A 24,606-nucleotide genomic window follows, 5' to 3' on the forward strand; every position below is an offset into this window, starting at 1 on the left:
GCGTTCCATTCCGTTCCACCGGTATGCACCGGCCGACCCCCAGGAGCGACGATTCTCATCGACGTCAGGGCCATCGCCAACGCTCGATTCCGGCTGCTCCTGCTGAGCCAGACGGCCTCGGTGATGGGCGAGCAGATGCTCGCCGTCGCGATCACCGTTTCGGTGCTCGGCGCCGGAGGTGACGCCTCGTCACTCGGGCTGGTGCTCGCCGTCCGCGGCGTCGCCCTGGTGATCTTCCTGCCGATCGGCGGCGTGTGGGCCGACCGGCTGCCGCGACGGCGGATCATGATGGCCGCGTACGGGGTCCTGGCCGTCGTGGTCGCCGCGCTGGCGCTGGCTCCCGCCCTGCCGATCTGGACCTCCGCCGTGGTCATCTTCATCGCGGGAGTCACCGAGGCGTTCATCCGGCCCGCCTTCAACGCGATACTCCGAGGTGTCCTCGCGGAGGACGAACGGATGTCCGGCCGGTCCCTGATCGCCGTCTCGATTCGTACCGGCCTCATGGTGGGGCCCGCCCTGTGCGTGGCCTTGGTCGCCGCCACCGGAACCCGCGCCGCCTACGCGATCACCGTGGCGGTGTTCGCGGTGACGGCCGTGGTGTTCTGGCGGATCAGGGAGCCGTGCTGGACTCCCGCGCCGCACGCCTCGTTCGCCGACGACAAAAGCCGTCGGGGTGCTGGCCATGGCGTCCATGGCGCTGTACGCCGCGGCGCCGCTCTCGCTCCTCCTCGCCACCTCTCCGCTCCCCATCCTCGCCGCGTACGTGATCGCCGGAGCGGGCGTCGAGATCTACGCCATCCACTGGGAGGTGGCCCTGCAGCGGGCTGTCCCGGACCAGCTCATCGGACGGATGACCTCGTTCGCCTGGCTGTGCGGCTTCGGGCTGCTGCCCTTCGGCCAGGCACTGACCGGGCCGCTGTCGGAGCTGACCAGCCAGGCGGCCGTGCTCGCGACCGCCGCGGGCATCGCCCTCGTCGTGCCGCCCGCTCTGCTCCTGGTCAGGGGCATGCCCCACCTTCAGGAACCCGGCCTGAAAGACGAGCCGTGTTCATCGTTGCCCAAGTGAGGGTGGCGACGGCTGCCCGAGGGCAACCCACGACGAGTGCATCGTTCGACTGTCAGGAAGCCCTCGCGGGCTCTCCGTTCCCTCGCGCCGAGTGCACTTCATGATCGGTATTGTTCCAGTGCCCGCGGCAGGGCGAGGAGATGTCAGTGCGAGGTGGCAGGGCCGACGGGGCGGTCTCCGCGCAGGGTGATGCGGTGCATGACGCGGTGGGCGGTGCCGTAGTCGCGGTTGGCGTAGTGGGCGGTGCTGCGGTTGTCCCACATTCGGCGCGGCACCGGCTGGTCCGGGGATCTTCGGTACACATGCATTTCCTACTAGTTTAGAGGGGTATAGGCAAGTGGCGGCCCACCGGACGGTGGTGGCCCCCCCTCAGCTGACGGTCACCTTGATCTCCGCGAACTGGTTGCCGGAGCTGGAGATCCTCACCCCCCACGTACCGGTGCTCACCGCCTTGGCGTCGATCTGGTATTTGCCCATGCCGCTGGTGTTGCCCGTGCGGTTGGTAGCGGATCCGTTGAAGAGCAGCTCGACCCGCTCGTGGTTGAGTTTGGTCCACCGAGCGTTGACGTTGTCGCGCTTCTGCACCTTCCCGGTATGCCGGACGTTCGTGTTCCTCGGGACCGACTGGTCACTGACCGTGTGGGACACCTGGTACAGGCCCGCCTTCTCCACCGCCGAGTGCTGCTGGGCGCTGCGCGAGCCGCGCAGCGCCTGGGCGTCGGCGGCGGACAGCCCTCTCCCCGTGCCTCTCGTCCCGGTGCCGGGGAACTCCGCCCGCCAGAAGCCGGAGTTCCGCGCGATCACGACGGCGGTGAACTGCCCGCCATCCCCAGTATCCGTACGGGTGATCTCGGTCCACGCGAACTCGTCGTCCTCGCGGAACTCCAGCAGGATGGGCAGGCCGCTGACATCAGCGTCGTCCGCTCGCAGGACACCGGTGAAGGTCAGCTCGTCGCCCTCGCGCACCGGATCGGGGAAAAGGCCGAACCCGTCGAACCGCGTCTCCGCGCCCGCCTCGGACTCGGTCGCCACCGTGAAGGTCTCCTCCACGGCGTCACCGCGGGCGCGGAGGAGCACCCGCCAGGTCCCCGTGGCCTTCACCACGCTCTCCGCCCGCCACAGGTCGCCGAACTCGCCGGCCTCGACGCGTTCGAACGCGAGCATTTCCCGCTCCCCGCCGGGGCCGCGCAGGAAGCCTCGGAGGTCGCGTACGCCGGAGGTCGCGACGTCGACGGTCAGCGGTGCTTCGGAGATCACGGGGACCGGCGTGATGTCGACCGACTCGATGAGGCCGTCATCTCGCAGCAGCTTCCACAGGATCGTCCGCGGGGTCGTTCTCGGGGTCGCCATGGTCAGCACACCTCTCTGAAGGAGATCTCGGGAATGAACCTCTCCCAGTCGGCCGGGGCCAGGCCGACGCCCGCGCGGGCGCAGATCCGGGCCACGGCCGCGGCGGGATCGACCGGGATATCGTGAATCGTGCCGTCGTCCGCGATGCTGAGCAGGTGCCGGCCGTCGCCGGAGAATCCCAGGGCCAGCACCCCACCGGCGTGCGCCTTGAACGGATCCCCCAGAGCCGTGCGGGCCGCCACGTCCCACAGCTGGACGCTTCCGCTGCTGCCACCGGTGGCCAGGATGGCGCCGGCCGGGTGGAAGGCGATCGCCATGACCGTGTCGAACTCGCCGCGTCCGGGCGCCAGCCGGCCCAGCTGACGGCGGCCGAGCCCGTCCCACAGGTCGACGCCGAGCTGGCGGAAGCCGACCGCGATCGTCGAACCGTCCGGGGAGTAGGCCAGCGACCGGACCCCGTCGACGCTGCCGCCGAACGGCCTGTCACGGATGGCGTTCCCGGTGGCGAGGTCGATGAGGGCGGCGTCGCTGCCGCCGATCACCAAGGTCTTGCCGTCGGGCCGGAAGGCCATCGCGTCGAACCCGTCCCGCGGCAGGTCGGGCAGTCGCTGAGCACGGCGTACGTCCCACCGCTCGGCCCGGCCCCCGGCGGGCGCCACGACCAGGGTCCGTCCGTCGGGGCTGAAGGCCAGGCCGTCGATGTACTGCCGGCCGCCTATCGGCAGCCGCGCGGTCTGGGTCCGGCTCGCCACATCCCACAGCGTGACCGTGGTCGTCCCGGCCGATCCGGCCGCCAACGTCCGCCCGTCGGGGCTGAACGCCAGGGCGTACGCGCCGTCGGCGTCGCTGTCATCGGTGCCGGCGGAATCCTGGTAGCCGAGCGTGCCCGGTGACCGGCCGGCGGCGACGTCCCACAGCATCAGGCCACGTTCGGTCTGCAGCGCGGCGAACCGTCCCGCGGGGTCGAACGTAGCCGCAGTGGCCGAAGCGGCCACGTGGCCGCCCATGGTGAGGTCCAGCACCGCCACCGCGCCCCTGCCCAGCAGGTAGCTGAGCCGCGTGTGCCCGGGGTCGAGCCGGGCCGAGGGCATGCCGGAGGTGTCGGTCAGCGGGTAGTGCAGCGTCGGTTCGCCCGTCGCGACGTCCCAGATGGCGATGGCCGCGCGGTCGTAGGAGATGAGCAGCCGCCCGTCGGCGCTGAAGGACAGCCAGGCCGCCGTGATGCCGTCGACGAGCGACTCCCGGCGGAACCGCCCGGCGGCCAGATCCCACAGCCGGATCTCGCCGCCCGTGGCGATCGCGGCCGTCCCGGGCCCGAAGGCGACCGCGCTGCCCGACCCCTGGATCCGACGTCGCGGACCCAGCTCCCACAGCTCGTAGCGGCCGTCGGTGAAGGTGGCGGCGGCATACCGATCGTCGTCGGAGATCGTGATCCGGTCGATCCGCTCGTCCCGCGTGCCCATGACCCGTTCTCCGGTACGGACGTCCCTGACCTCGCCCCTGCCGTCGGTCGTCGCCAGGCCCAGCAGCCGGCCGTCACGGCTGAGCGTCGCGCCGAGTGCGGTTCCGGCGATCCGCGGCCCGGGCCGGCCCGTCGCCACGTCCCACACGCGTACCGCGTCGGGGCCGCAGACCACGACCTTCCTCTGGTCGCCGCTCAAGGCGATCGCGCGCACGCCCGTACCCACTCCGGCGACCGTACGGACCGGCCGGCCGGCCTCTCGCAGGGTCACCCGGCCCGCGTCGGCGACGGCCAGCACGCGGCCGTCGGCGCTGAGGTCGAAACGCGCGTCCGCCCCGGCGGCCGGCGGCGGCAGCACGGTCAGCTCGCGCTGCGCGAGAGCGCTGTACAGGACTGCCCGCGCCTCCTGGATCGGGGCGATCCGCCAGGCCGCCACGCTCAGCAGCATGGCCCTGACCGGGTCGGAGGTCTGCAGCGTCTCGGCGAGCATCGCGGTCTTGCGGGCCACGGCGATGTCCCGTTCCCGTACCGCCGCCGCCCGCTGTCCGGCGGCCACGCCCGTGGCGGCCAGCGCGATGACCAGCATGGTGGCCAGCGCCGCCATGACCTGCCGCCGGCGGCGGGCCCGGACCCGGCTGTAGGCCAGGCCCGCTTCCAGGAAGGCGTTCTCGAGGAGGTTCAGCGTCACGTGCTGGCGGCCGGTCGCGGCCCAGCTCAGCGCGGCCTCAAGGGAGCCGCCCTGGTAGAGGTCGCCGAGACGGCGCCCGTGCGCGTCCCATCGCTGGGCGGCTTCGCCGAGCCTTCGGTGGATCCGCAGCCCGGCCCGGTCGGCGTCGATCCACCCGCGCATCCGCGGCCAGGCGCGCAGCAGGGCCGCGTTGGCCAGCGACACGGTGTCGTCGTCGCGGACCACCAGCTCGGCCCGGGTGAACCCGAGCAGCACCCGGTCCAGCATGGGCGAGTCGACAACGCCGTCGTCGAGTTCGTCGGCCGGCACCTTGCGCAGCATGTCCTCGGCGCCCTCGCCGGGCATCACCAGGCGCAGCATGATCTGCGGCACGACCGCCTGGTCGGTGCCGCGCAGCCGCCGGTAGATCTGCTCGGCCACCAGCTCCAGGGGCGGCTGCGCGAGCCGGGCGGGCGGGCGGATCATCTCGGCCGCCCGGCTGCCCTCGGTCAGCAGCGCCCGGGTGCCGCCGTCATCGTGCGGGGTGACGTCCTGGCCGCCGACCAGGGCCAGAAGCAGAGCGCGGGAGCTGGGACGGCCGGCCGGGTCCTTCGCGAGGGCCGCCGTCACCAGGGCGCGCAGCGGCTCGGCCAGCCCGGACACGTCGGGGACGGCGGCGAGGATCTGGTGCAGCAGCCCCGCCAGGTTCTCGCCGGTGAACGGGTCCCGGCCGGTCGCCGCGTACAGGACGACGGCGCCCCACGCCCAGATGTCGACGGCCGGGCCCGCGCGCTGGCCGATGACGCTCTCGGGGGCCATGAACGCCGGTGTCCCGGCGTTCTGCCCGGTGGGGGTGAGCGACATCTCCGACGTCCTGGCGATCCCGAAGTCGATCACTCGTGGCCCGTCGGGACCGATCAGGACGTTGTCCGGCTTCAGGTCGCGGTGGATCACCCCGGCCTCGTGGATCGCGGTCAGCGCGGTGGCGATGCCGGTGGCCAGCCGGTGCAGGTCGTCCGGCCGGTACGGCCCGGCGGTCTCGACGGCCCGGCGCAGGCTGGGGCCGCCGACGTACTCGCTGACGATGTACGGCCGGGGGTCGTCGAGCCGGACCGACAGCACCCGGGCCGTACAGAACGCCGACACCTGCCGGGTCGCCGCGGCCTCCTTGGCGAACCGGAGACGCAGCTCCGATCCGGCCCCGGGGTGCAGCACCTTGATCGCCACCCGCTGCCCGGCCGGGTCGTACGCCTCGTAGACCACACCCTGTCCGCCCTCCCCCAGCCGTCCCGCCAGCCAGTACTCACCGAGCTGGCGCGGGTCGCCGGGGACGAGGGCGGGCATGTTCACGATGGTGCAACGGCATCACCTAATCGAGAAGGGGTTGCGGCACAGGTTTGCGGCCGGTCACCTTTCCTGCTGTGCGGCCAGGGAGGTGTAGACGGTCACCTCGTCGGGGCGGATGAGGCCGTCCTGGATGGCGCAGATGAGCAACTTCTCCTTGGTGGGCGCGGGCCGTCCCGCCGCCGCGTACTTGACCCGGGCCCGGTCGATGTACTGGCGTACGGTCCGCTCCTTGATCCCCATCCGGGCCGCCACGGACGCCTTCGACATCGACTGGAACCAGAACAGCAGCGCGGCCCGCTCCTTGTCCGACAGTTGCGGCCGGTGCGGGCCCTCGTCGGTCGCGATCGCCTGCGCCATCGGCGGCGTCATGCTCGGCTTGTCGGCGGCCACCTCCAGGATGGTCTCGAGGCAGGACTCCCGGGTGGCCCGGCCCTTGCCGATGAACGCCGAGGCCCCCGCGTCCAGCACGGCGCGTACCGTCTCCGGCTCCTCGTGCTCGGAGAAGACGATGACCCGCTGCCCGCCCCCGCACAACTCGGCGACGCGGTCGATGACCAGGGTGCCGTTGAGGTTGAGATCGAGCATCAGCACGTCGGCGGCTGTGCCGCGGACGGACTCGATGGTGGACCCCTGGGCGACCAGCTCCACCGGGCTCGGCGGCCCGAACCACGATCTGACGCCGTCCACCACGACCTGGTGGTCCTCCACCAGGGCGACCGTCACGGGCCCTGCCAGATGCTGTTGACCCATACCTCCCCTCCCTGCCGCTGATAGGTGACGACGACCCCGCTGGGCTCGCGGATCGGGTCGGGCTGATGGGCAGGTCGTCGTTGTCGGCCACGACGGCCACGCTCATCATGGTGGACATCGCGGACACGGTGACCCTGGCCCGCGATCTGGCGCCGTCCAGTGCCAGGATCGGCGCTCTGAGCAGGTCCTCTCGTACGCCCTCGGGCAGGTCGGGCAGGTTGTCGCCGAACGGCGGCGCCGTCACCAGGACCTTGCGCCGTTCGGCCGCGTCGATGCGTTCGCGCAGCGCCGACACCAGTTCGTCGGGCACATCCTCCCGCTCGGTGATGAGGCGGCGCAACCGCATGGCCCCGGCCGTGCAGTCCGCGCGTACGCGCGGATCACCGGGATCGGCGCCGTCGGCCAACTGCTTCAGCAGCGACTCCGCCACGTCGCGGATGGCGTCGTACCTGCGCAGCCGGTCGGCGTGGATGCGCCGGGCGGACTCCCGCCAGGCGTCGTCGGCGGCGAGCCGGCGGGCCAGCAGCACGGCGTCCTCAGCGCGGACGCGCAGGGTATGACAGCCCGCCAGGTAACCGAGCTGCAGGGTGATGCTGCCGACCTCGACCATCAGGTACTTGGCGATGGAGACGCGGTCGAGCGTCCCGGTCACGGCCATCGCCGCCAGCATGATGCCGGCGTTGGCCATGAGGAAGGCGAGCAGCTCGCCCCGGCCGCGCGGCCGGTTCCACAGGAGCATGACGCCGAGCCAGCCGACCGAGCCCCAGCCCCAGTCGATGGGGGCGATCAGGTCCTTCGGGTAACAGGCCACGATCACCGCGATGTCCAGGGCCAGCACGGGGATCGCGAGCTCGCGACCTCTGGGCGGCCCGCTGGAGGTACGCAACAGCGCCCGTGCGGCCACCACCGCGATCACGGTGTAGAGGATCCAGGACGCCGCCGCCACTGCCGGCCAGCGGAAGTCGTCCCAGCCGGTGATCGTGACCGTCAGGTCGTAGCCGGTGTGCCAGAGCAGGGCGATCATCACCGCGCCGATCGCGGTGTAGCGGGCATAGCGCTGCGCGACCTGCTCGATCTCCTCGGTCACGGCCGCCACCACAGTCTTACCCGGGTGCCCTGGCCGCCGGAGGAGATCTCGGCGCCGCCGTTCGGCAGGGACCGCATCGTGTCGAGGATCGATCCGCGCACGCCGAACCGGTCGGGCGGCAGCCGGTCCTGGTCGAACCCGCGGCCCTCGTCGGCGACCTCCACCCGGATCTCGCCGTCGTGCCTGCTCGAGAGCAGCTCCGCTTCGTGTACGCCGGCATGCAGCGCGACGTTCGCCAGGGCCTCGGTGACGGCGCGGGCGAAACTCTCCGCGACGTCCCCCGGCACCGTCTCCGGCAGCAGGCTCCGGCGGACGTCCAGGCCCGTCATCCGCTCGGCCACCTCCTCCAGCAGGGTGTCCAGGGCGATGGAGGCGGAGCCGGCGCGCGGCGTGTCACGGAGTTTCTCCAGCGCCGTCAGGTCGGTCGCCGCCTGGTCGCGCAGGGTCGGCGAGGGCCCGTCGTAGGTGCCGAGCCCGACCATCGTCAGCGTGTGCAGGGACGTCTCGTGGATGCTGCCGACCTGCCGCAGCTCGTCCTCGCGCCGCAGCCGCTCCACCATGAGCGCGATCTCGGCGCGCGCGCTCTCCCTCAGGAAGGCGTCGGCCGAGGCCGAGGAGCGGCGCAGCAGCATCATCAGCCCCACGATCGAGAGAATCTGTACGAGATGGGTCCCCGTCGTGATGATCACGTCCGGGGAAGGGGACGCGAGCCGCGCCCCGGCCAGATACGCCCCCGAGATGACCACACCGGTGGGGATGACCACCTTGGGCCGCCATGCGACCCCGGCGACGACGATGGTCATCGTGACCAGCCCCGCGATCCAGCTCGCGCCGGCCTCCAGCGCCTCTTTCGCCACGAGGTCGCGCTGCGCGAGGCATAACGCGACGGTGATGGCCACATCACCGGCCGCCAGCCAGGTGGGCAGCAACTCCCTGCGCCACACCAGGCGGGCGAACAGCAGGGTCCACCCGAGTTCCACCACCAGCAGGGGCGCCAGCCACCGGGTGGAGACCGGCGGGACGGCGCCGATCGTCGCGGCGATGACCGCCACCAGGCCCACCGCGACACGCGCTCCCGCGGCCGTACGCGCGATGGCCTTCTCCAATTGCCTGGCCGCCGAGTCGTATCTCGTGGAACCGGGGTGAGCCATGCGCCGTCCGCTCGCGATGAGAGCACAAAACGGGTCTCACGATAACGCACCCGGTAGGGACGAGCGGGGTGTGGCGGCGGATGGGGTCATGGGTCCGCATGGCTGTTTTCCTCGGGCCGGCTCTCCTGCGGTATGCACCGCGTCTTCGAACCCTGGACCAGCGGCGGGCGGGCCGCATGACGGCTGATCGGCCGTCAGTCGTCATCGTCTCGCGCGGGCGTGTACTGGGCGCGTGTCGCGATGACCGCGACGAGAGGGGACCTCATGACCTTCATCGTGATCACGATTCTGCTCTCCTGCCTTTCCGTGATGGCGGTTCGTGGTCACCGCGGCACCTGGCCGCCCGGCATGCCCGTGGCGCGGCCGCGGCTGTCGGCGGTGGGCGGTACGTACGAGGGCTCGCACCGCCGGCCGTCCGACGCCTACGTCATCCAGGAACGGCTGATCGCGGCGGCCGGCGGCGCGGACGGCGAAGCGGAGGACGCAACGGGCGGCCAGGCCGCCGCCGCCTTGGCCCTGGGTGCCGTGGTCGCCGCCCGGCCGCACTACGCCGGGACGCGGGAGGTGGACATGGACGGCTGGGTCCAGGCGGTACATCACTCCGTGCGTACCGCCTCCCTGCGCGACCCCGCCACGTCCGGCCTGGTCAGCACATTGGACCTGATCATCCTCGATCCGGAGGGCGGCCCGTGCCTGCGCTTCGCGCACGTCGGCGACGGCGCGATCTGGCACTGCGCGAAAAGCGAGCAGCCTCAGCCGCTCACCACGCCGCGCTCCTTGACGGACGGCTCGCCGCCGCACGGGATCGGCCTGGCGTCCGACCCCGATCCGCAGGTCGGCACCGTGTCGCTCCGTCCGGGTGACCGCGTCGTCATCGTCACGAACGGCGCGATCCGCGCCCTCGGCGTCCCCCGCATGAGGGAGCTGTTCGCCGGTGGGCCGTCCCCCGCCGCCTGCCTGGACCGGGTGTTCGACGAGATGGCCGCCGTGGAGCCGAAGGACGACGCGACCGTGGTCATCGCGGACTTCGTCACTACCTGAAGCTTCCCGTGGCGGTAGGTAATTCTGCATGGTCCGCGCGCGTCGGCACTGCTTCCATGAGGAGGGTCTCCGGTGGGGCCGGAGTCGCGAGGAGTGGAGGAACCTCTCATGGCCGACCGCCGACTGCTCGACGAGACGTGGTTACGGGGCACTCCCGGGGACTGGGCGGGGATCAGGGGCAAGGTCACCTTCCCCTCCCGTGCCCAGGTCATCGAGCTGTCGGTGCAACTGGCCCGCGCCGTGCCGGGCCACATCGTCGAGTTCGGCGTCTGGAAGGGCTACTCCACCCGGGTGATCAGGGATGAGCTGTGGCGTAGCAGCCTCTGGGATCGCCGGCAGCGCAGGAAGCGGATCTACGCCTGCGACTCCTTCCAGGGGCTTCCGGAAAGCTACGAGAACCTGCGGGCGGGCACCTTCGCGACGCCGGTGCCACGGCTCAGGGGCGTACGGATCGTCGAGGGGTTCTTCGAGGACTCCCTCACACCGGAGCTCGCCGCCGAGGTGAACCAGGTCAGCCTGGTCCATTTCGACGCCGACCTCGAATCCGCGACGGCCCACGCGCTGGCCTGGGTGACCCCGCTGCTGTCCGACGGCTGCCTGCTGCTGTTCGACGAGTTCTTCGGCGAGGATCCCGCCGAGTGCCGCGCCCTGGTGGAGTGGAGCGAGAAGACGGGCACCAGGACGGCCCTGGTCGCGATTTTCGGCAGGGAACCGAGCGGCAAGGGCGACATGACCGACAGGCGAGCGCTGTTCCAGGTGATCGGCGCCCGCGCGGTCAGGAAGGCCCCGCCGCTGTTCCCGGCCCGTCTGCGGAGGAAGCTGGCGGCGAACTGGTGAGCCACCCCGCATACCGCGAGGCGAACAACCCCGGCAGACCACCGGTATGCAGGAACACCACCCGCATCCCCGGCGAAGCACGCACCGCGGCGAACAGCCCCGCCATCGCCTTGGCCGTGTAGACGGGATCGAGCAGCAACGCGTCGGTCCTGGCCGCCACCCGCAGCGCCACCAGCGCCGCGTCCGTCGGCGCCCCGTACCCGGCCCCGACCTGCGCGGTGTCCATCCGGCACCGGCCCGCCGGCCGGGGCAGCCCGGCCTGGCTCGCCGCCTGGGCGGCGAGCTCCTCCACCGCCGCGCTCAGCCCGGGGCGCGCGCCGACGTCGATGCCCAGCACCTTGCCGTGGTCGCCGAAGCCGGCGACCAGGCCGGCGTGCGTGCCGCCCGAGCCGGCGGCCACCACGACCAGGTCGGGGTCCAGCCGTTGCCTCAGCTCGCGGGCCACCGATATGTAGGTGGCCGCGCCGAGCGCCGATGAGCCGCCGATCGGGATGGCGTACGGTCTGCGCCCCTGCTCGGCGAGCCGGCCGGCGCGCGCCTGGATGGCGGCCTCGAGCTCGTGGTACGGCATCGCCGCGGCGTCCAGGTGGTGAATGTGCGCCCCGAGTATCCGGTCCAGCAGGAAATTGCCGCTCTCGCCGCCTGGAGCGGTTGGCGCGCCTGGCGTGGTCGCCGTGGCGGGCGTGCTCGGCCTGCTCGTTGTGAGGACAAGGTCGCAGTCGAGGCCGGCGATGTTGGCCGCGGCGGCGGTCATCCTGGCGTGGTTGCTCTGCGCGCCCCCGCCGGTCACCAGGTGATCGCATCCCTGGGCCACCGCGTGCGCGACGATCGCGGCCAGCTTGCGCGCCTTGTTACCACCGCCGGCCAGGCCCGTCAGGTCCTCCCGCTTGACCCACAGGTGGTCGGCGTCCATGCCGAGGTGCCTCGCCAGATTCGGCAGCCGGTGCAGCGGGGTGTCCTCGATGGGGAGAATCATTGGCTCCTCCTGTCTGCCGCCGGGCGAGCCGCCCTCGATGACCTGCGGTCTTTCAGTCGCCCTTGGGGACCTGGCAGGATCTTCCCATGGATGTCCGGGATCGAGTTCGAGGCTGCCTGCTCGGCGGGGCGATCGGCGACGCGCTGGGGGCGCCGATCGAGTTCCATTCACTCAGGGAGATCCGCAAACACTGGGGCAATGACGGCATTTCCGGATATGCCGCCGATTGGCGGGGCAAGACCGGGTTGATCACAGATGACACGCAGATGACGCTCTTCACGGTGGAGGGCCTCACCCGCGCCGAGACCGCGGACGGCGCCGTGGAGTCCGTACGGCAGGCGTACCAGCGCTGGCTGGACACCCAGGACCATCCGGCACCTCCGCCACCGGACCGCCCGCACCGTACGGGCCGGCTGCGCGAGGAGGGCTGGCTGTACTCCCGGCGGGCCCCGGGCAACGCCTGCCTGTCGGGGCTGCACCGGCACTTTCCCGGCCCGGCACCGCTCGGCGAGCCAGGCCCGGTGAACCCCGATTCCAAGGGTTGCGGCACGGTCATGCGCTCGGCACCGTTCGGGCTGGCCGTCAGGGACCCGCGGTCCGCCTTCGACCTGTCCGCCGCCTGCGCGCAGATCACCCACGGGCATCCGACCGGCTCCCTGGCCGCCGGGGCGTTCGCCGCGATCGTCGCGCTGCTGGTGGCGGGGAAGCCCCTGACGCACGCCGTACGGGACACCCTGGATCTGCTGGCCACGTACCCCCGGCACGAGGAGACGGCCGGCGCGCTCCGCGCGGCGGAGGAGCTGGCCCGCAGCGGCGAGCACACGCCGGAGGCGGTCGAGTCGCTCGGCGGGGCGTGGGTCGCGGAGGAGGCGCTGGCGATCGGGGTCTACTGCGCGCTGGTGGAGCCGTCGGTGGAACGCGCGATGCTGCTGTCGGTCAACCACTCGGGAGACAGCGACTCCACGGGATCGGTCTGCGGCAACCTCCTGGGGGCCGCGCACGGCGCCGCCGTGTTCCCGGCCGAGTGGTCGCGTCCGCTGGAGGGGCGGGAGACGATCGAGCGGCTCGCCGACGAGCTCTCGGCCGCGTACGGCTGATCTGGCCGGGCCCTGGACAGGCGGTAGGTTGGCCTGCCTGGGAACAGCGCGGCGCGCTTGGTCAGGGGCCCATGCCTAGGGGGAGAGACCACGGGCTGCGGCCAGCATTGCCTGGTTCACCGTCGCTTCCAGCAGACCCGCCTCCTCTGCGGCGGCCGGGTCGGTGTGGAAGGCGTAGTGCTCCACCGCTGTCCGCAGCGCCGTGTTGATCATGGCGGCCTGCACGGTGATGACCAGGTCGGGGCTGGACATCCCGGCGCGCTGGGCGAGCGCGGCGGCGAAAACCGGCTCGGCCTCCCTGTGCGCCTCCAGCCACACCGCGCGTAGTCCCGGCTCGCTGCCGGTCAGCCGTACCAGGTTGAGCAGCGCCGTTCTGTCGGCGGCGAGCTCGCCGGCACTGTCCCGCATGGCGTCGAGCAGCTCCGTCACTCCCTGGTCGGGGCGCCATGAGCGCAGGCAGCGCCTGGTGACTTCGATCCCGCCGGTCAGCAAGGGCAGGACGCAGCTCTCCTTGTTCGGAAAGTAGCGCCACAGCGTGCGAGCGGAGATTCCGGCCGCCGCGGCGATCTCCTCGGCGGATGTGCCGCCGACGCCGTTGGTGGTGAACAGGCGGACCGCCTCTCGGGCGATCTCCAGACGGGTCGCGGCCTTGCGCCGTTCGGTCAGGGGCGGGCGCCCCATCCGCGCGGTGGAGGGAGTCATGGCCACCCCGACCGGCGCCCGTGCGTCGCGAGACACCTCTTACCTCCCGGGCCTGTCGTGCACACGACCTTGGGGACGCTACCACTTCTTGTCGCCCCCTGACTATCTGGCGCATCGCGACAAAAAGTCGTACGGTCTCCTGACCAGGTCTTATCGGCGAGCACCTGAAGCCCTGATGAGAACCCCGTGACGTACGACCGCGAGGAGCGGAACATGAGCAGCAGTGGCCTGGAAGACAGCGGCGTCATCGTGACCGGCGCCGGATCGGGCATCGGGCGGGCCGCCGCTCTGCGTTTCGCCCAAGAGGGGGCCAAGGTGGTGGTGGCCGATCTCAACGGTGAGGCCGCCAAGGCCGTCGTGGCGGAGATCCAGGAGGCCGGCGGCACCGCGGTGGCGGTGGCCGGCGATCTGAGCGACCCCGCGGTGGTCGACCAGGTCGTCGCCACCGCCGTGGACACCTTCGGCAGCCTGGACGTCCTGGTCAACAACGCCGGCATCATGGACCAGATGTCCGGCACGGCCGACGTCTCCGACGCCGAATGGGAACGCGTCATCCGGGTCAACCTGACCGCGCCGTTCCTGCTCACCCGCGCCGCACTGCCGCACATGCTGGCCAAGGGCAAGGGCGCGATCGTCAACACCGCATCCGAGGCGGCCCTGCGCGGCAGCGCGGCCGGCACCGCGTACACCGTCTCCAAGCACGGCATCGTCGGACTCACCCGGTCGGTCGCGGTCATGTACCGCAACGCCGGCATCCGCGCCAACGCCATCGCCCCAGGCGGCACCAAGACCGGCATCGTCGTCAACGCCGACCCCGCCGCGCACGGCCCGCAAGCCATCGGCGCGTACATGCACAACGTCGGCCGCCCCGCCGAGGCCGACGAACAGGCCGCCGCCATCGTGTTCCTCGCCTCGGACGCCGCCAGCAACATCAACGGCGTCGTCCTTCCCGTCGACAACGGCTGGGCCGCGGTCTAGCCCGAGCGGCGGCGCGCCTTCGTCGAGAGCCCATGCGGGCGGGCGCGGGAAATATCATGATCGGTCATGAGATTCGTGGCCGTCCTCGTCCTCCTGCTCGCGGTGTGCGGCGCAGCGCTCGGCCGAGCGCCCACGATCACCAGCCGACCGCTGCATGTCCGGAAATTTCCGTCATATCGGCATCTTCGGGTGGCGAAAGTCGCCATGATATGTCCCGATCTTGCTGTGCCGTCTGACAGATAGGAGCCGACGCATGTTACGTACCGTTCCGGGGACCGCGGTCACCCGCAGGGCCCTGCTCAGCGCGGGGATGGGCGCGGTGGCGCTCGGCCTCACCGCCTTACGCGGCGCCCCGGCCACCGCCGCCTCGCGCGCGGCGAACCGCTTCGAGCTGACCTCCTCCCCGGCGGCGCTGATGACCGAAAAGGCGCTGTACGACGAGACGGTGCTGCAGTCCTTCGCCTTCGACAACGTCAACGGCCACCTCTACACCGTGCAGGTACGCAACGGCTCCGGCTCCGCCGCCGCGGGAAACCTGTGCGTCACCAAGCTCAGCCTGTCCGGTGCGATCCTCGGCTACATGTACCTCACGGGATTCGGGCACGGCGTCCAGATCGGGGTGGAGCCGTCGGGCACGTCGGCGTACCTCTGGACCGAAACGGATGGGGTGTCCGAGGGCTCCGACTCCTGGGGCAGCAAACTGGCCCGGTTCAAGTTCGTGAACGGCCAGACGCTCACGACCGCGTCCACCGCCCTGACGAAGTACGCGCCGGTCGCCGGCGCCGACAGCACGACCTGCGCGATCGACCCCTCCACCAACCGCCTCATCATGCGATACCGCCTGAACGACCAGCGCCGCTTCGCCGCCTTCCCCCTCTCGGCGGTCAAGGCGGGCGGCCGGCCCACTCCCCTGTACGACATCACCCAGCCTGCCGGGCTGGGCACATTCCAGGGGTACACGGCTTACGGGCAGTACCTGTACCTGCTGGACGGCACCGCGTACAGCGACGGCAACCCCTCCCCCGGCAACACCTACCTCACCTCCGTGGACCTGGCGACCGGCGAAGTGGTACAGCGGTCCTTCACCCAGGCGTGGAAGTCACTGACCTTCCGCGAACCGGAGGGCATGGCGATCCAGCTCACGGGCAGCGCACCGCGCCTGTGCTTCGGCTTCGCCACCGGCGTGTCCGGCGCCCGCCAGACCGCCATCATCTACAAGAACACCTTGGTCTAGTCCTGCCGATCGACGACGCGGCCCGAAGCCGTCAGAGGGCGTAGTTGCGGAGGACGGCGAGCGCCTGGCGGCCGTGCGGGCCCGTTGCCTTCAGCGTCGAGTCGGCGGGCGCCGACGCGGCAGAAATCGGCGGCGGGGCCCGTGATGGTGGAGGGGGCGGCGGGATCGCCGAAGTGCCAGAGGTCGCCGTCGGGTGAGGTGAGCTCACAGTAGACGGGACCGCCCTCGACTCCCTCGACCTCGAAGGCGTACGGCAGGGTGCGGTGGCCGAGCCAGGCGATGTGGCGCAGGCGCGCGGTGTCGGGGTAGGGGATGCCGAGGGGGGCGGTGATGTCGTAGGCGTGGGCCCAGTGTTCGGCCAGGCGGGTGGTGGCAAGGGTCGCCGGGGACAGCGGGATGGCCACCCAGGACAGCCGTGTGCCCTTGGGCTGGGCACGCAGGGCGGCGGGGGTGGCGGAGGCGGCCGTGCGCCAGCGGGCCAGCAGGTCGGCGGGGGTGATGTCGCGCTGGGCGGCCACGAGGGTGTCCGCCACGGCGTCGATGCCCTCGCCACCGACCCCGACGTCGTCACCCGCTACCGAGGCGGCGACGAGTTCCTCGGTCTGGGCCAGGTGGAGGACCACGTCGGAGACGGTCCAGCCCGCTGCGGCCGAGGGGTGGGACCACTGGGCGGGGGTTAGAGCGGCGAGGACGGCGTCCAACTGCTCGTACTCGGCTTTGAGGTCGTCGAATATGTCCGTCATGGAGCACAACACTACCGAACAATATTCTGCTATGGGTGGGCCGGCTGACGCCTGGAGCAATCACGTCCTCCTGTCCAGCTTCGCGATGACTCCGGGAGTCCCTCCTTCGGAGACGTCGTCAAGGAGTGAGAACCACCGGTATTCGAGCTTGCCGTCCGACATCCGCGCCAGCGCGATCCACCCGGTGGCCACACATCTGTCCCCGGGGTCTTCGGTGATCTCCTGCCGGATCACGGGCGCGCCGGAGGAGTCCGCGACCGGTTCGAGGGTGAGGGTCCCGGAGCACCGGAGTTCCGGGTAGTCGACGGTACCGGCCCGCTCGCCGGCCGCCGCCCCCTCGGTAAGAGCCAGTCGTACGCGGTAGTCGTCGGAACCGGTCGGGCGGACGATCCCCTGCCAGCGTCCGGCCAGTTCCAGGGGGATCGGCGCAGCCTGCGGCGCGGCAGATGCGGCCAGCGTCGCCGACTCGTCGTTCGGCATCCATGTGCTCAGCAGGAGCAGGCTGAACATGATGAGCATCAGCGCGGAGGTCATCATCGTGGCGCCGGCGAGCGCCCGGCGGAAGATCAGGTAACTCAATGGCAGGTGGCCGACGGGACGCGGCTTGGTGTCCCAGGGCCTTCGCACATCACCCGCCGTCAACTCGACCGCGGCCGGGCTCGATCCGTCGGCCAGGTGTCCGGTCAGCCGCAATCCGCTCAGCCAGCCCATCAGCTCGGCGATCTGCGGCCTCTGCGGCGGCAAGCCCGAGGCGAGGTAGCGGACCTCCGCCCCCTGATGGTTCAGCTCCCGTACGAGGTTGCCAAGCCCCATGAGCGTGAGCCAAGCCGCCAGGTCGTCGATACCGCGTCCGGATGTGGTCTGCCGGAGCAGATCGGCCTTCGTGAGTACGACCGCGACCCGGCGCTGCTTTCCGCCGTCCGCCCGGCTGGCCAACTCGTTGCGGAGCCGGGTGAAGGTGTCGGCCGGATCCTCACGAGACAGCACGACCCCTTTGGCGGTCAACGCCTGCCGCTCGGACTCGAGCAGGTGGTCCTGCACGTCGGGGAGCGCGAAGGGGTCGATGACCAGGATCAGCGCCTCCCCATGCGCCAGGTAGCGCATCTCCTCGACCTTGCTGGCCCCGGTGTAGTGCTCACCGGACGGATCGAACAGATAGAGGATCCGGCTGTCGCCCGTCCTCCCGGGCAGCGCCACGTCCAGCATCACGGCCTTGGGCAGGTCGGGCAGGGTCTTGCTGATCCTGCCCGATGACAGCTCCCCGCGTAGTTTCCGAAACGCCTGCTCATCGCTCTTGTCCGCGAAAAGGACCTGGCCGCCGGCCGCGTCCACCGCGCCGTGGATGGCGTCCACTCCGAGCGCCATGAACGTCGTCTTGCCGGCATCCGGCCCGCCGACGAACGGCAACGGTTCGATGCGCACCCGGCCGACCCTGGTCGGCAGCAGACGATCGCAGTGCGGGCAGTACGCCTGAAGGCGATAGCGGCCGAGCGGGATGGTCGTCGGCAGCCGCGTGCCGCACTGGCAGACGTGCCGGGCGGCGCCGTTGAGGTCGGGTCGCAGATTCGCGTGCTTACGGCCACAGGTCGAGCACGCGTAGACGGGCAGCGTGAAGCGTGCGTAGCAGCCGGGGTACGGGCAGGTCTGCAGAATCCGGTGGGCCAGCATGAAGACCGCCTCCACGGCCCGGAGCATCCCCACGCAGACCAGCCAGACGAGCATGCCGAGCGCGACCGTCACCGCGTACATCAGCATGATCAGTACGCCGATCATGAAGACGGGCACCACAGCCGACACGATCCCGCCACAGATGCCGAACCAGACAGGGAACAGGAACCAGGCTCGCCGGCCGCTCATCAGGGCGTTGGTGACACTGCGCAGCGTCTTGTCCGTCTTGATCCTGATGCTTGGAGCCGTGGTACGCAGGATGGCCCGCCCGTCCTTCCATACCTGGGAGGACAGATAGTGAGGGTAAGCGGGGTCGCGCCCCTTCCCGGTTTTCGGTGGGGGGACCGGCGACAGGCCGGCCGAGGAGTCCGGCACCAGGATGGCCCGGGCCTGCAGCAGATAGAGCCCGACCGCGACGAGCGTACTGCCCAGCAGCGCGATCGGGAAGATCATGGTCGCGAAGACCACACCGGCCCATACCACCGCGACCCAGACGATGAGCACCAGGAGCCACATCAGTTGCCCCTCCAGCGCAGAATTCCACGGCGTTTCGGCTTCATGAGCTCCCGCAGGCCCTCGGACAGCTCGCGGTCCTTCTTGAATCGGTTCTCCATGGACCCGAACGGCGACCAGCTGTTCACCAGGGACCGCGCCCACTCCTCCAGACGGGGAATCCGCACACCGGCCCCGCGGAGCCGAATCGCGATCTCCAGGAGCGCTGCCTGCTCATCCCGGTTCGCCCGCGCGGCGAGCCAGAGGTCGAGCAGCCATTGGCTGGACGGCCTCGACAACTGCCGCATCAGCGCCAGTCGAAACCCCGGATCCTGCTTGGCCAGTGTCTTCGCCGCCCAGGTGCGAACCAGGGTGGCGAGCTCCTGGTCGACTTCACCGGCCAGGGCGGTGAGGCGTTCCACTTCCCCGACGGCATGACCGGGAGTACATGCGTCGGCCAGCCCGGTCGCCAGCAGCACCGCCTCGGCGTCGTCGGCCACGAAGCCGGCCAGCCCGGCGTCGCGGATCCGGCCGGCGATGTCCGCGGCGTCACAGCTCTTCAGCCCCACCTGTACGAACAGGCGGGCGGGCAGGCTGCTCAGCGCGTGATAGTTCGACATCTGTCCGCCTACCGCCTCAATGAGGCGACGTAGTTCAGCGGCCGTCGGATCCTCCCGCCAGATCCCCTTCAGCGCCGTGTCCCGCTCCCCCGCCGTTCGCGGTGCGTGATCCAGTGACAGGAGCCGGATGGTCGCGTCCACGCGATCGAGGCCGCCGGATTCGGCCTGCCAGATGATCACAGCGGTACCGGTGACCGGCGCGGCCCGCAGATCCCGGTCGGCCAGCGACCGGCACAGGTCCGCGGTGAGTACGCCGGCGCGTACGGCGGGCGAGGCGTGTTCCAGCCCGGCGACCAGCCCGGCCAGCAACGACTCGCGCCAGCCGAACGGGGCCCGATCGAGCTGCCCGGGCACGCCGGTGAGCTCGGCCCCGACGAGTGAGGCCGCCAATCGCTCCACCTGCGCGGTGGGCAGTTCCAGACCGGTCGCGTCAGCCACCCGGAGGATGCCGACGAGGTGGTCGAGCCGGTCCGTGGTGTCCAGTTCGGCCTGGGCCGCAGCCGTCACCTGCCGGCGATACGCCTCGGGCAACGGCCGGCGGGGCGGTGCCAGCGCCGGGTCGCGCAGCGCCAGCAGGACGCACCGTGCGACGCACGGACCGGCCGCCTCGATGGGACCGTGCGCGATGACCGCGGCCGCGAGACGGTATCCGAGCAGGTCGGCTCGCTGCCCCAGCAGGGGCCACACCCACTCGGGCAGCCCGTTCCCGACCAGATCGGTGACCGCCGACTGCTCGTCCGCGGAGAGCGAGGCACCGGTCCGGCAGAGGGCTACCAGTGCCGCCGCCGTATCGGGGTCCGCGGCGTCGAACGCGGCGAGTTCGTCGATCCCGTCGAAGTCCATGGACCGCCACAGCTCCCGCACGGTGTCGGAGAAGCGGCCGGTCTCGATCGGCTGCGACTCCTCGGCCAGCGCGACCACGGTCGCATCCACGTCGGAGGGGATCCACACGTCCGGCGTGGTGCCCACGATGAGCTGCGTGGTCGAGGCCGGGTCTCCGCTGTAGGTGACGAAGGACAGCCGGGTGACCGCCTCCCACGGCAACGAGTAGGAGATCACCGCGATCCAGCGCACGATCTCCTCGCCATCCGCGCTGACCAGAATGAGCCGGCCGTGCTCCTGGACGAGGCTCCGCCGAACGAGTTCGAGCAGGATGCTCAGCCGCTGGTAGGCGGCCGGCCCGCCGGCCCGGAGCCACTGTCCCAGGGACTCCGGGTCCAGCGCGGTGCCCGGCATGAGGTCGGCCAGCTCGGGCAGTTCGGAGCCGGGCCGGGCCGGTGAGTCCGCCCAGAGCGACGCCCGCCAGAACTCGATCGGCCGCAGTCCCATCAGATCGCCGTCGGCCGGCATGAGGGCATGGCCCAGGAAGTTGCCGTACCGGCCCGAGTAATCCTGGCCCAGATAAACGCAACGGACCAGGGCGAACTGATCACTGACCGGACCGTACGACAGGGCCACCGGCATCGCACGGATCCGCTCCGGCGAGGGCGCCGTGGGCGTGTTCGGTGGCGGCCGGTAGGTGAGGTAGGGCGTGACCCGCGGAACCAGCCCCGCGGGCAGCCCTGGACTCTCGGCCACGATCTGGAAACCGGCGCGCCCGGACGGCCCTGCCGCCGCCGAGGTGTAGTGGAGCTGCCAAGCCACGGGGCTACCTCCGTATGCCGTCGAGCATCTTGAACCGGTACAGCAGCCACAGCAGTGGGTCTTCTATGCGATACGGGCGGATCCCGCTGCGCGCGACCGTCTCGCCTTCCGGCACCGCGCCGAGGGCGGACAGCCCGAACAGGGCATAGTCGTCGTACTGCTGGCTCAGGTAGCGGTCCACCATGCCCGCCTGCCACTGGTGCAGCAGAGCGCGAACCTGCTCGTCCACCGCCTCCCGGTCGTTCAGGTCCAGCGCCCCGATCGGATCACGGGTCCGGTGCAGAGCCGACTGACGCTCCATCGACTCCCGCAGCTCGTCGATCTTGCTGAGGGCGACGGCCGCCGGGATGGTCAGCCGCCCCTTGTCCCGCTTGCGCAGCAGTTCGGTGACCCGGACGACGACGTCCATCTGGTCACTCATCAGGTCGCCGGCGAGCGTTCCGCTTCGTTCCTTGGCCGAGCCGTGCAGCGCCGCCTGCGCGCCGGGCAGCTCGAGCGGATCCAGCAGGAAGATGACGGCGTCGGCCGCGTTCAGGTAGCGCAAGTGCAGTTCGCTCATCTCGCGCTGACGGAGGTCCTCGCCCGCGGTGTCGAACAGGACCAGGGTCAGCGAGGCCGTACGGCTGCGCAACCGGCCGGCGATGGTGCGCGTGAAGAGATAGACCAGCGGGTCGCGGGGCACCGCTGACGACGACTGCGTGCTGTCCAGGAGCTTGTGGTCGCCGTAGAGCGGACGGGCGAAGTCTTCTTTGTAGCGTTTGATGGTCCGGTCGTCGCACGGCACAAGGGAGGCGTCGAGCTCCTCTCCCACCCGGTTCATCAGTTCGTGGATCAGGACCGCGATGTAGGTGCTCTTGCCCGCGTGTTTCGCCCCGACGAGCGCGACGATCTTGCCGGGATTGGCGCAGTACTCTGCCGGAAGCCTGTTGTGGCACGACGGGCAGGCCCGCGACGCGGTCTCCCGCGAGCAGGACGGGCAGACGGCGCGTCGTCCCGGACGCCGGACGAAGAACACCGGTGGCAACACGGGCGCGTTCGGGGCGCCGCGGAACTTCCCGAGTGCCTCGTCCGGTTGCGGAGCACAGCCCGTGGTCCGGCCGCTCGGTCCCAGGCATCGGAAGGCGATGCGATGGGGCGCGACCTTCACGAAGCAGAACGGACACGTGATCACAGCTTCACCCCATCTTGAGGACGCGTACCGGCGGATCGATGAGCTCGACCGGGCCTTCGGCGAAACAGCGCACCCAGTACGGCTTCGGCTGTCTGGGCAGCGCAACGGCCAGCCGGGCCGGAGGGCTGATGTCGGACCACTCACCGAGTACGCGGCCGTCATCGGCCGAGCCGGGTTGAATCCGGCCCGGCTTGATCACGAGGACCAGCCGCGACACGTGCGCCGGCTGCTCGGCGGTCAGGTTGACGACCAGTTCACGGCGCCAGAACGCGCCCTCTGTCCGTATGTCGTAACGGATGGGCACGACAGCGGAGAGCGGCGCGAGGACCGCCGGGCCCCGGATCCGCGTGCCCTTCAGCACGGTCGTCGGAGCCAACTGGATCTTCGGCGCCTCTCCCTCGGGGATGTCGAGGCGGATGCCGCCCTGCGAGCGGTAGGCCGCCGACGAGACGACCAGGCGCCGGTCACCCCACTGAACCTCGATCTCCGGCACGTCCTTGGGCCACTCCAGACCCACGTGGACCGTCGTGCCTCGGCGCACCGCGCTCACCTGCCGAGGTGCCGTCAGATTGACGTGCTCGCGATGCGCACCGACGGTGGCGCTGTCTCCCACGACCGTGACGGCCAGGAGCACGCCGGACACCTGGGCCGAGCGCAGCACGTACCCGTCCCGTGTGGGCGCGGCCGGCAGGACCCGGCCGGCCGCGCGCACTTCCTCGACGGGGATGTCCGCCCCGTACGGCCAGCGGGGTTCCGCCGTGAGCAGCACGAACTCCAGCACGCCCGACGGCGGCTCGCTACAGCGAATCAGCAGTTCGCCCCGGCCGCCCGGCCCGGACTCCACCGTGAAGTCGGCGACCGGTACCGGCTTGGCCTGAGGCGTGACGGCGCGCCGCAGCCCAGGTGTGGTGACCTCGCCCCGGCCGTCGGGATAGACGGTCGCGATGAGGTAGTCATAGGTGGTCCCGTCGCGCACGTCACGGTCGCGGAAACCGGAGCCCTCCACCGGTATGGGCCTGCCGTCACGCTTGACCACGACGCGCAACGCCTCGGCCGGCATGCGCCACTGACCGGCGACGACGCCGTCCACCGCGGTCAGCCGCAGTTCCTGCGCCTCGGGGCGGAACGTCAGCGGCGCGCAGGCCACCGGAGCCGACGTGGCCTGCCTGCGGCGGGCCGCGACCGAGTAGATCACGGGCGTGTTCACCGACGGACGCTCGTCGGAGGCGTTCGGGCGCGTCACCTCGGCGAACGGAACGCCGTTCCGGTACACCTCGTAGTCGATGTCACCGGCTCGGGATGGTGACGGCTGCCAGACAATGGCCACCACGTCGCCCTGCAGCCTCGCCCGCGCCTCGCCCGGCGGCTTCGGCGGGAGCCCGGCGAGCAGATCCTCGACACCCAGCAGGTCCGGAGCCCGGCGCAGGGCGTCCTCCAGCATCATCCAGGCCTGGTCGGGATCGGCCTCCGTACGCGCCCCGTCGCGCAGCGACACGGCTTTGGCCAGCCGGGCGCGCACCTCTGTGGCCAGTTCGGCCGCCTCAGCGGTCAGCGCTTCGGCCTGGAGCGCGTCCACGAAGTCGGCGGCCGCCTGGATCTGCCCCGCGTCGACCAGCTCGCGCAGCCGGCCCGCCGGGCCACCCGGCACACCGCTCTCCTGACGAATCGCGAAGATCAGCCGCTTGGCGTCGTCCGGATCGAGCCCGAGGTCGTCGGTGGCGTGCCGCATCAGCGTGTCGTCGTAGGGATGCTCGCGGACGCGCTCGCGGAGCCTGGCGGCCATGTCGTAGCGCAGGAGCGCTGCCGGGTCCGGTGTGTTGCGCAGACCGGCGAAGACCGCTTCGGCGCTCACGGTCCACGGGCCCCGTGTCTTGCGCTGCGTCTCCTCTTCCAGCTTGGCGACCCGATCGAGGATTCCGGGAATCTCGCCCATGACCCGGATCCCGCTACGGAGGCCGACGAAGCCGGCGAGGTGGCGCTGGTCCAGCGTGTCGAGTGCCGCGCGGAGCTTGGGGTAGGCCGCGTACGGCGGCGACTGCGGGAGCTGGTCGGGTTCACGTACCTCGATCCCGAGCTCGGCGGTGAGGCCCGCGGCATCCGGCGCGCCGAGCCCGGCCGACTTGGCGATGCCCGCGACGACGTCGGGCGTCAGCAGCCGGAGCTTTCCAGCCGCGTCGTCCAGCCGCCGCCGCACGTCGGCCAGGCGCTCCCTGTCCCGCTCGGCGGAGCGTTCGAACTCGGCGTGCAACGGACCGAGTTCGCCGTCCGCCGCCGCCTGGAAGATCGAGGTGTACCGCTCGGTGTGATCGGCCTCGAGGGCGTCGATCACCTTGCGGAACTTGAGCTTCTGCCGCGAACGCCGCCAGCACTGCCGGACCTGCCGCACGGTCTCGGTGACCTCGGCGGCGCCCATCTCGTCCCTGAGCTGGTAACGCCGGCGCAGGTCCACCGGAGGCGCGCCACCGGCCTGCCTGGCCGGATCCAGCACCTCCCGCACATATCGGTCCTCCTCGAAGGGCATGG

Annotated in this window: 19 protein-coding genes and 1 pseudogene; 8 read left to right on the forward strand and 12 right to left on the reverse strand. The window is 71.1% G+C overall.

Annotated elements, in window-relative coordinates:
- Positions 1 to 135: 135 nt before the first annotated feature.
- Together AB0F17_RS49215 and AB0F17_RS49220 are read left to right on the forward strand one after the other, a co-directional pair.
- A pseudogene (locus AB0F17_RS49215) lies at positions 136 to 570 on the forward strand (MFS transporter); the annotation flags it as partial.
- A gap of 112 nt (positions 571 to 682) precedes the next feature.
- Positions 683 to 1,066 carry a hypothetical protein gene (locus AB0F17_RS49220; RefSeq protein ID WP_358038717.1) on the forward strand — a complete coding sequence of 128 codons (384 nt, stop codon included), beginning with the start codon at positions 683 to 685 and terminating at the stop codon, positions 1,064 to 1,066.
- A 143-nt stretch (positions 1,067 to 1,209) separates the two neighbouring features.
- On the opposite strand, the gene AB0F17_RS49225 is transcribed toward AB0F17_RS49220, so the two are convergent.
- The 4 genes from AB0F17_RS49225 to AB0F17_RS49240 form a co-directional block, all read right to left on the reverse strand.
- Complete coding sequence (locus tag AB0F17_RS49225) at positions 1,210 to 1,368, reverse strand: hypothetical protein (RefSeq protein ID WP_358038500.1); 159 nt, start codon at positions 1,366 to 1,368, stop codon at positions 1,210 to 1,212.
- Positions 1,369 to 1,435: 67 nt separating this feature from the next.
- Complete coding sequence (locus AB0F17_RS49230; protein ID WP_358038503.1) at positions 1,436 to 2,416, reverse strand: hypothetical protein; 981 nt, start codon at positions 2,414 to 2,416, stop codon at positions 1,436 to 1,438.
- Between the two features lie 2 nt (positions 2,417 to 2,418).
- Positions 2,419 to 5,889: a serine/threonine-protein kinase gene (locus tag AB0F17_RS49235; RefSeq protein ID WP_358038505.1), complete on the reverse strand. Its 3,471-nt coding sequence runs from the start codon at positions 5,887 to 5,889 to the stop codon at positions 2,419 to 2,421.
- A gap of 63 nt (positions 5,890 to 5,952) precedes the next feature.
- Positions 5,953 to 6,642, reverse strand: a complete 690-nt coding sequence (locus AB0F17_RS49240; RefSeq protein WP_358038508.1) for a response regulator — start codon at positions 6,640 to 6,642, stop codon at positions 5,953 to 5,955.
- 65 nt (positions 6,643 to 6,707) lie between these two features.
- Between AB0F17_RS49240 and AB0F17_RS49245 the strand changes: the two genes are divergently transcribed.
- Positions 6,708 to 7,202, forward strand: coding sequence for a hypothetical protein (locus AB0F17_RS49245; RefSeq protein WP_358038511.1), 495 nt, complete (start codon positions 6,708 to 6,710; stop codon positions 7,200 to 7,202).
- Positions 7,203 to 7,725: 523 nt separating this feature from the next.
- Here AB0F17_RS49245 and AB0F17_RS49250 read toward each other — a convergent pair.
- Positions 7,726 to 8,880 (reverse strand): hypothetical protein, encoded by a 1,155-nt coding sequence (locus AB0F17_RS49250; RefSeq protein WP_358038514.1) that lies wholly within the window; start codon positions 8,878 to 8,880, stop codon positions 7,726 to 7,728.
- A gap of 264 nt (positions 8,881 to 9,144) precedes the next feature.
- Here AB0F17_RS49250 and AB0F17_RS49255 point away from each other — a divergent pair, with 264 nt between their 5' ends.
- Both AB0F17_RS49255 and AB0F17_RS49260 read left to right on the forward strand, forming a co-directional pair.
- Positions 9,145 to 9,921, forward strand: coding sequence for a SpoIIE family protein phosphatase (locus tag AB0F17_RS49255; protein WP_358038517.1), 777 nt, complete (start codon positions 9,145 to 9,147; stop codon positions 9,919 to 9,921).
- Between the two features lie 108 nt (positions 9,922 to 10,029).
- Positions 10,030 to 10,758: a class I SAM-dependent methyltransferase gene (locus tag AB0F17_RS49260; protein WP_358038520.1), complete on the forward strand. Its 729-nt coding sequence runs from the start codon at positions 10,030 to 10,032 to the stop codon at positions 10,756 to 10,758.
- On the opposite strand, the gene AB0F17_RS49265 is transcribed toward AB0F17_RS49260, so the two are convergent.
- Positions 10,697 to 11,734 carry a pyridoxal-phosphate dependent enzyme gene (locus tag AB0F17_RS49265; protein ID WP_358038523.1) on the reverse strand — a complete coding sequence of 346 codons (1,038 nt, stop codon included), beginning with the start codon at positions 11,732 to 11,734 and terminating at the stop codon, positions 10,697 to 10,699. The genes AB0F17_RS49260 and AB0F17_RS49265 overlap by 62 nt on opposite strands.
- 86 nt (positions 11,735 to 11,820) lie before the next feature.
- Between AB0F17_RS49265 and AB0F17_RS49270 the strand changes: the two genes are divergently transcribed.
- The gene (locus AB0F17_RS49270; RefSeq protein WP_358038526.1) at positions 11,821 to 12,831 is read left to right on the forward strand and encodes an ADP-ribosylglycohydrolase family protein; all 1,011 of its coding nucleotides are present in this window, start codon (positions 11,821 to 11,823) and stop codon (positions 12,829 to 12,831) included.
- A gap of 75 nt (positions 12,832 to 12,906) precedes the next feature.
- Here the strand turns inward: AB0F17_RS49270 and AB0F17_RS49275 are convergent, their stop codons facing one another.
- Positions 12,907 to 13,569 (reverse strand): TetR/AcrR family transcriptional regulator, encoded by a 663-nt coding sequence (locus tag AB0F17_RS49275; RefSeq protein WP_358038528.1) that lies wholly within the window; start codon positions 13,567 to 13,569, stop codon positions 12,907 to 12,909.
- Between the two features lie 177 nt (positions 13,570 to 13,746).
- Between AB0F17_RS49275 and AB0F17_RS49280 the strand changes: the two genes are divergently transcribed.
- Positions 13,747 to 14,511, forward strand: a complete 765-nt coding sequence (locus AB0F17_RS49280; protein WP_358038531.1) for an SDR family oxidoreductase — start codon at positions 13,747 to 13,749, stop codon at positions 14,509 to 14,511.
- 253 nt (positions 14,512 to 14,764) lie between these two features.
- Complete coding sequence (locus AB0F17_RS49285) at positions 14,765 to 15,745, forward strand: teichoic acid biosynthesis protein C (protein ID WP_358038534.1); 981 nt, start codon at positions 14,765 to 14,767, stop codon at positions 15,743 to 15,745.
- Here AB0F17_RS49285 and AB0F17_RS49290 read toward each other — a convergent pair.
- From AB0F17_RS49290 to AB0F17_RS49310, 5 genes are read right to left on the reverse strand one after another with little or no spacing between them, the layout of a single operon-like run.
- The gene (locus AB0F17_RS49290) at positions 15,742 to 16,488 is read right to left on the reverse strand and encodes a maleylpyruvate isomerase family mycothiol-dependent enzyme (RefSeq protein ID WP_358038537.1); all 747 of its coding nucleotides are present in this window, start codon (positions 16,486 to 16,488) and stop codon (positions 15,742 to 15,744) included. The two genes, AB0F17_RS49285 and AB0F17_RS49290, sit on opposite strands and share 4 nt — an antisense overlap.
- Before the next feature lie 60 nt (positions 16,489 to 16,548).
- Positions 16,549 to 18,672, reverse strand: coding sequence for a hypothetical protein (locus AB0F17_RS49295; RefSeq protein WP_358038539.1), 2,124 nt, complete (start codon positions 18,670 to 18,672; stop codon positions 16,549 to 16,551).
- Positions 18,672 to 20,912 carry a GTPase-associated protein 1-related protein gene (locus AB0F17_RS49300; protein WP_358038541.1) on the reverse strand — a complete coding sequence of 747 codons (2,241 nt, stop codon included), beginning with the start codon at positions 20,910 to 20,912 and terminating at the stop codon, positions 18,672 to 18,674. The genes AB0F17_RS49295 and AB0F17_RS49300 overlap by 1 nt, the downstream gene beginning before the upstream one ends.
- A gap of 4 nt (positions 20,913 to 20,916) precedes the next feature.
- Positions 20,917 to 22,083, reverse strand: a complete 1,167-nt coding sequence (locus AB0F17_RS49305) for a hypothetical protein (RefSeq protein WP_358038544.1) — start codon at positions 22,081 to 22,083, stop codon at positions 20,917 to 20,919.
- A 4-nt stretch (positions 22,084 to 22,087) separates the two neighbouring features.
- A complete protein-coding gene (locus AB0F17_RS49310) occupies positions 22,088 to 24,604 on the reverse strand; it encodes a hypothetical protein (protein WP_358038546.1) in 2,517 nt (838 codons plus the stop codon).
- Between the last annotated feature and the right edge of the window lie 2 nt (positions 24,605 to 24,606).

The sequence above is a fragment of the Nonomuraea sp. NPDC026600 genome (assembly GCF_040638335.1).
Classification (GTDB): domain Bacteria; phylum Actinomycetota; class Actinomycetes; order Streptosporangiales; family Streptosporangiaceae; genus Nonomuraea.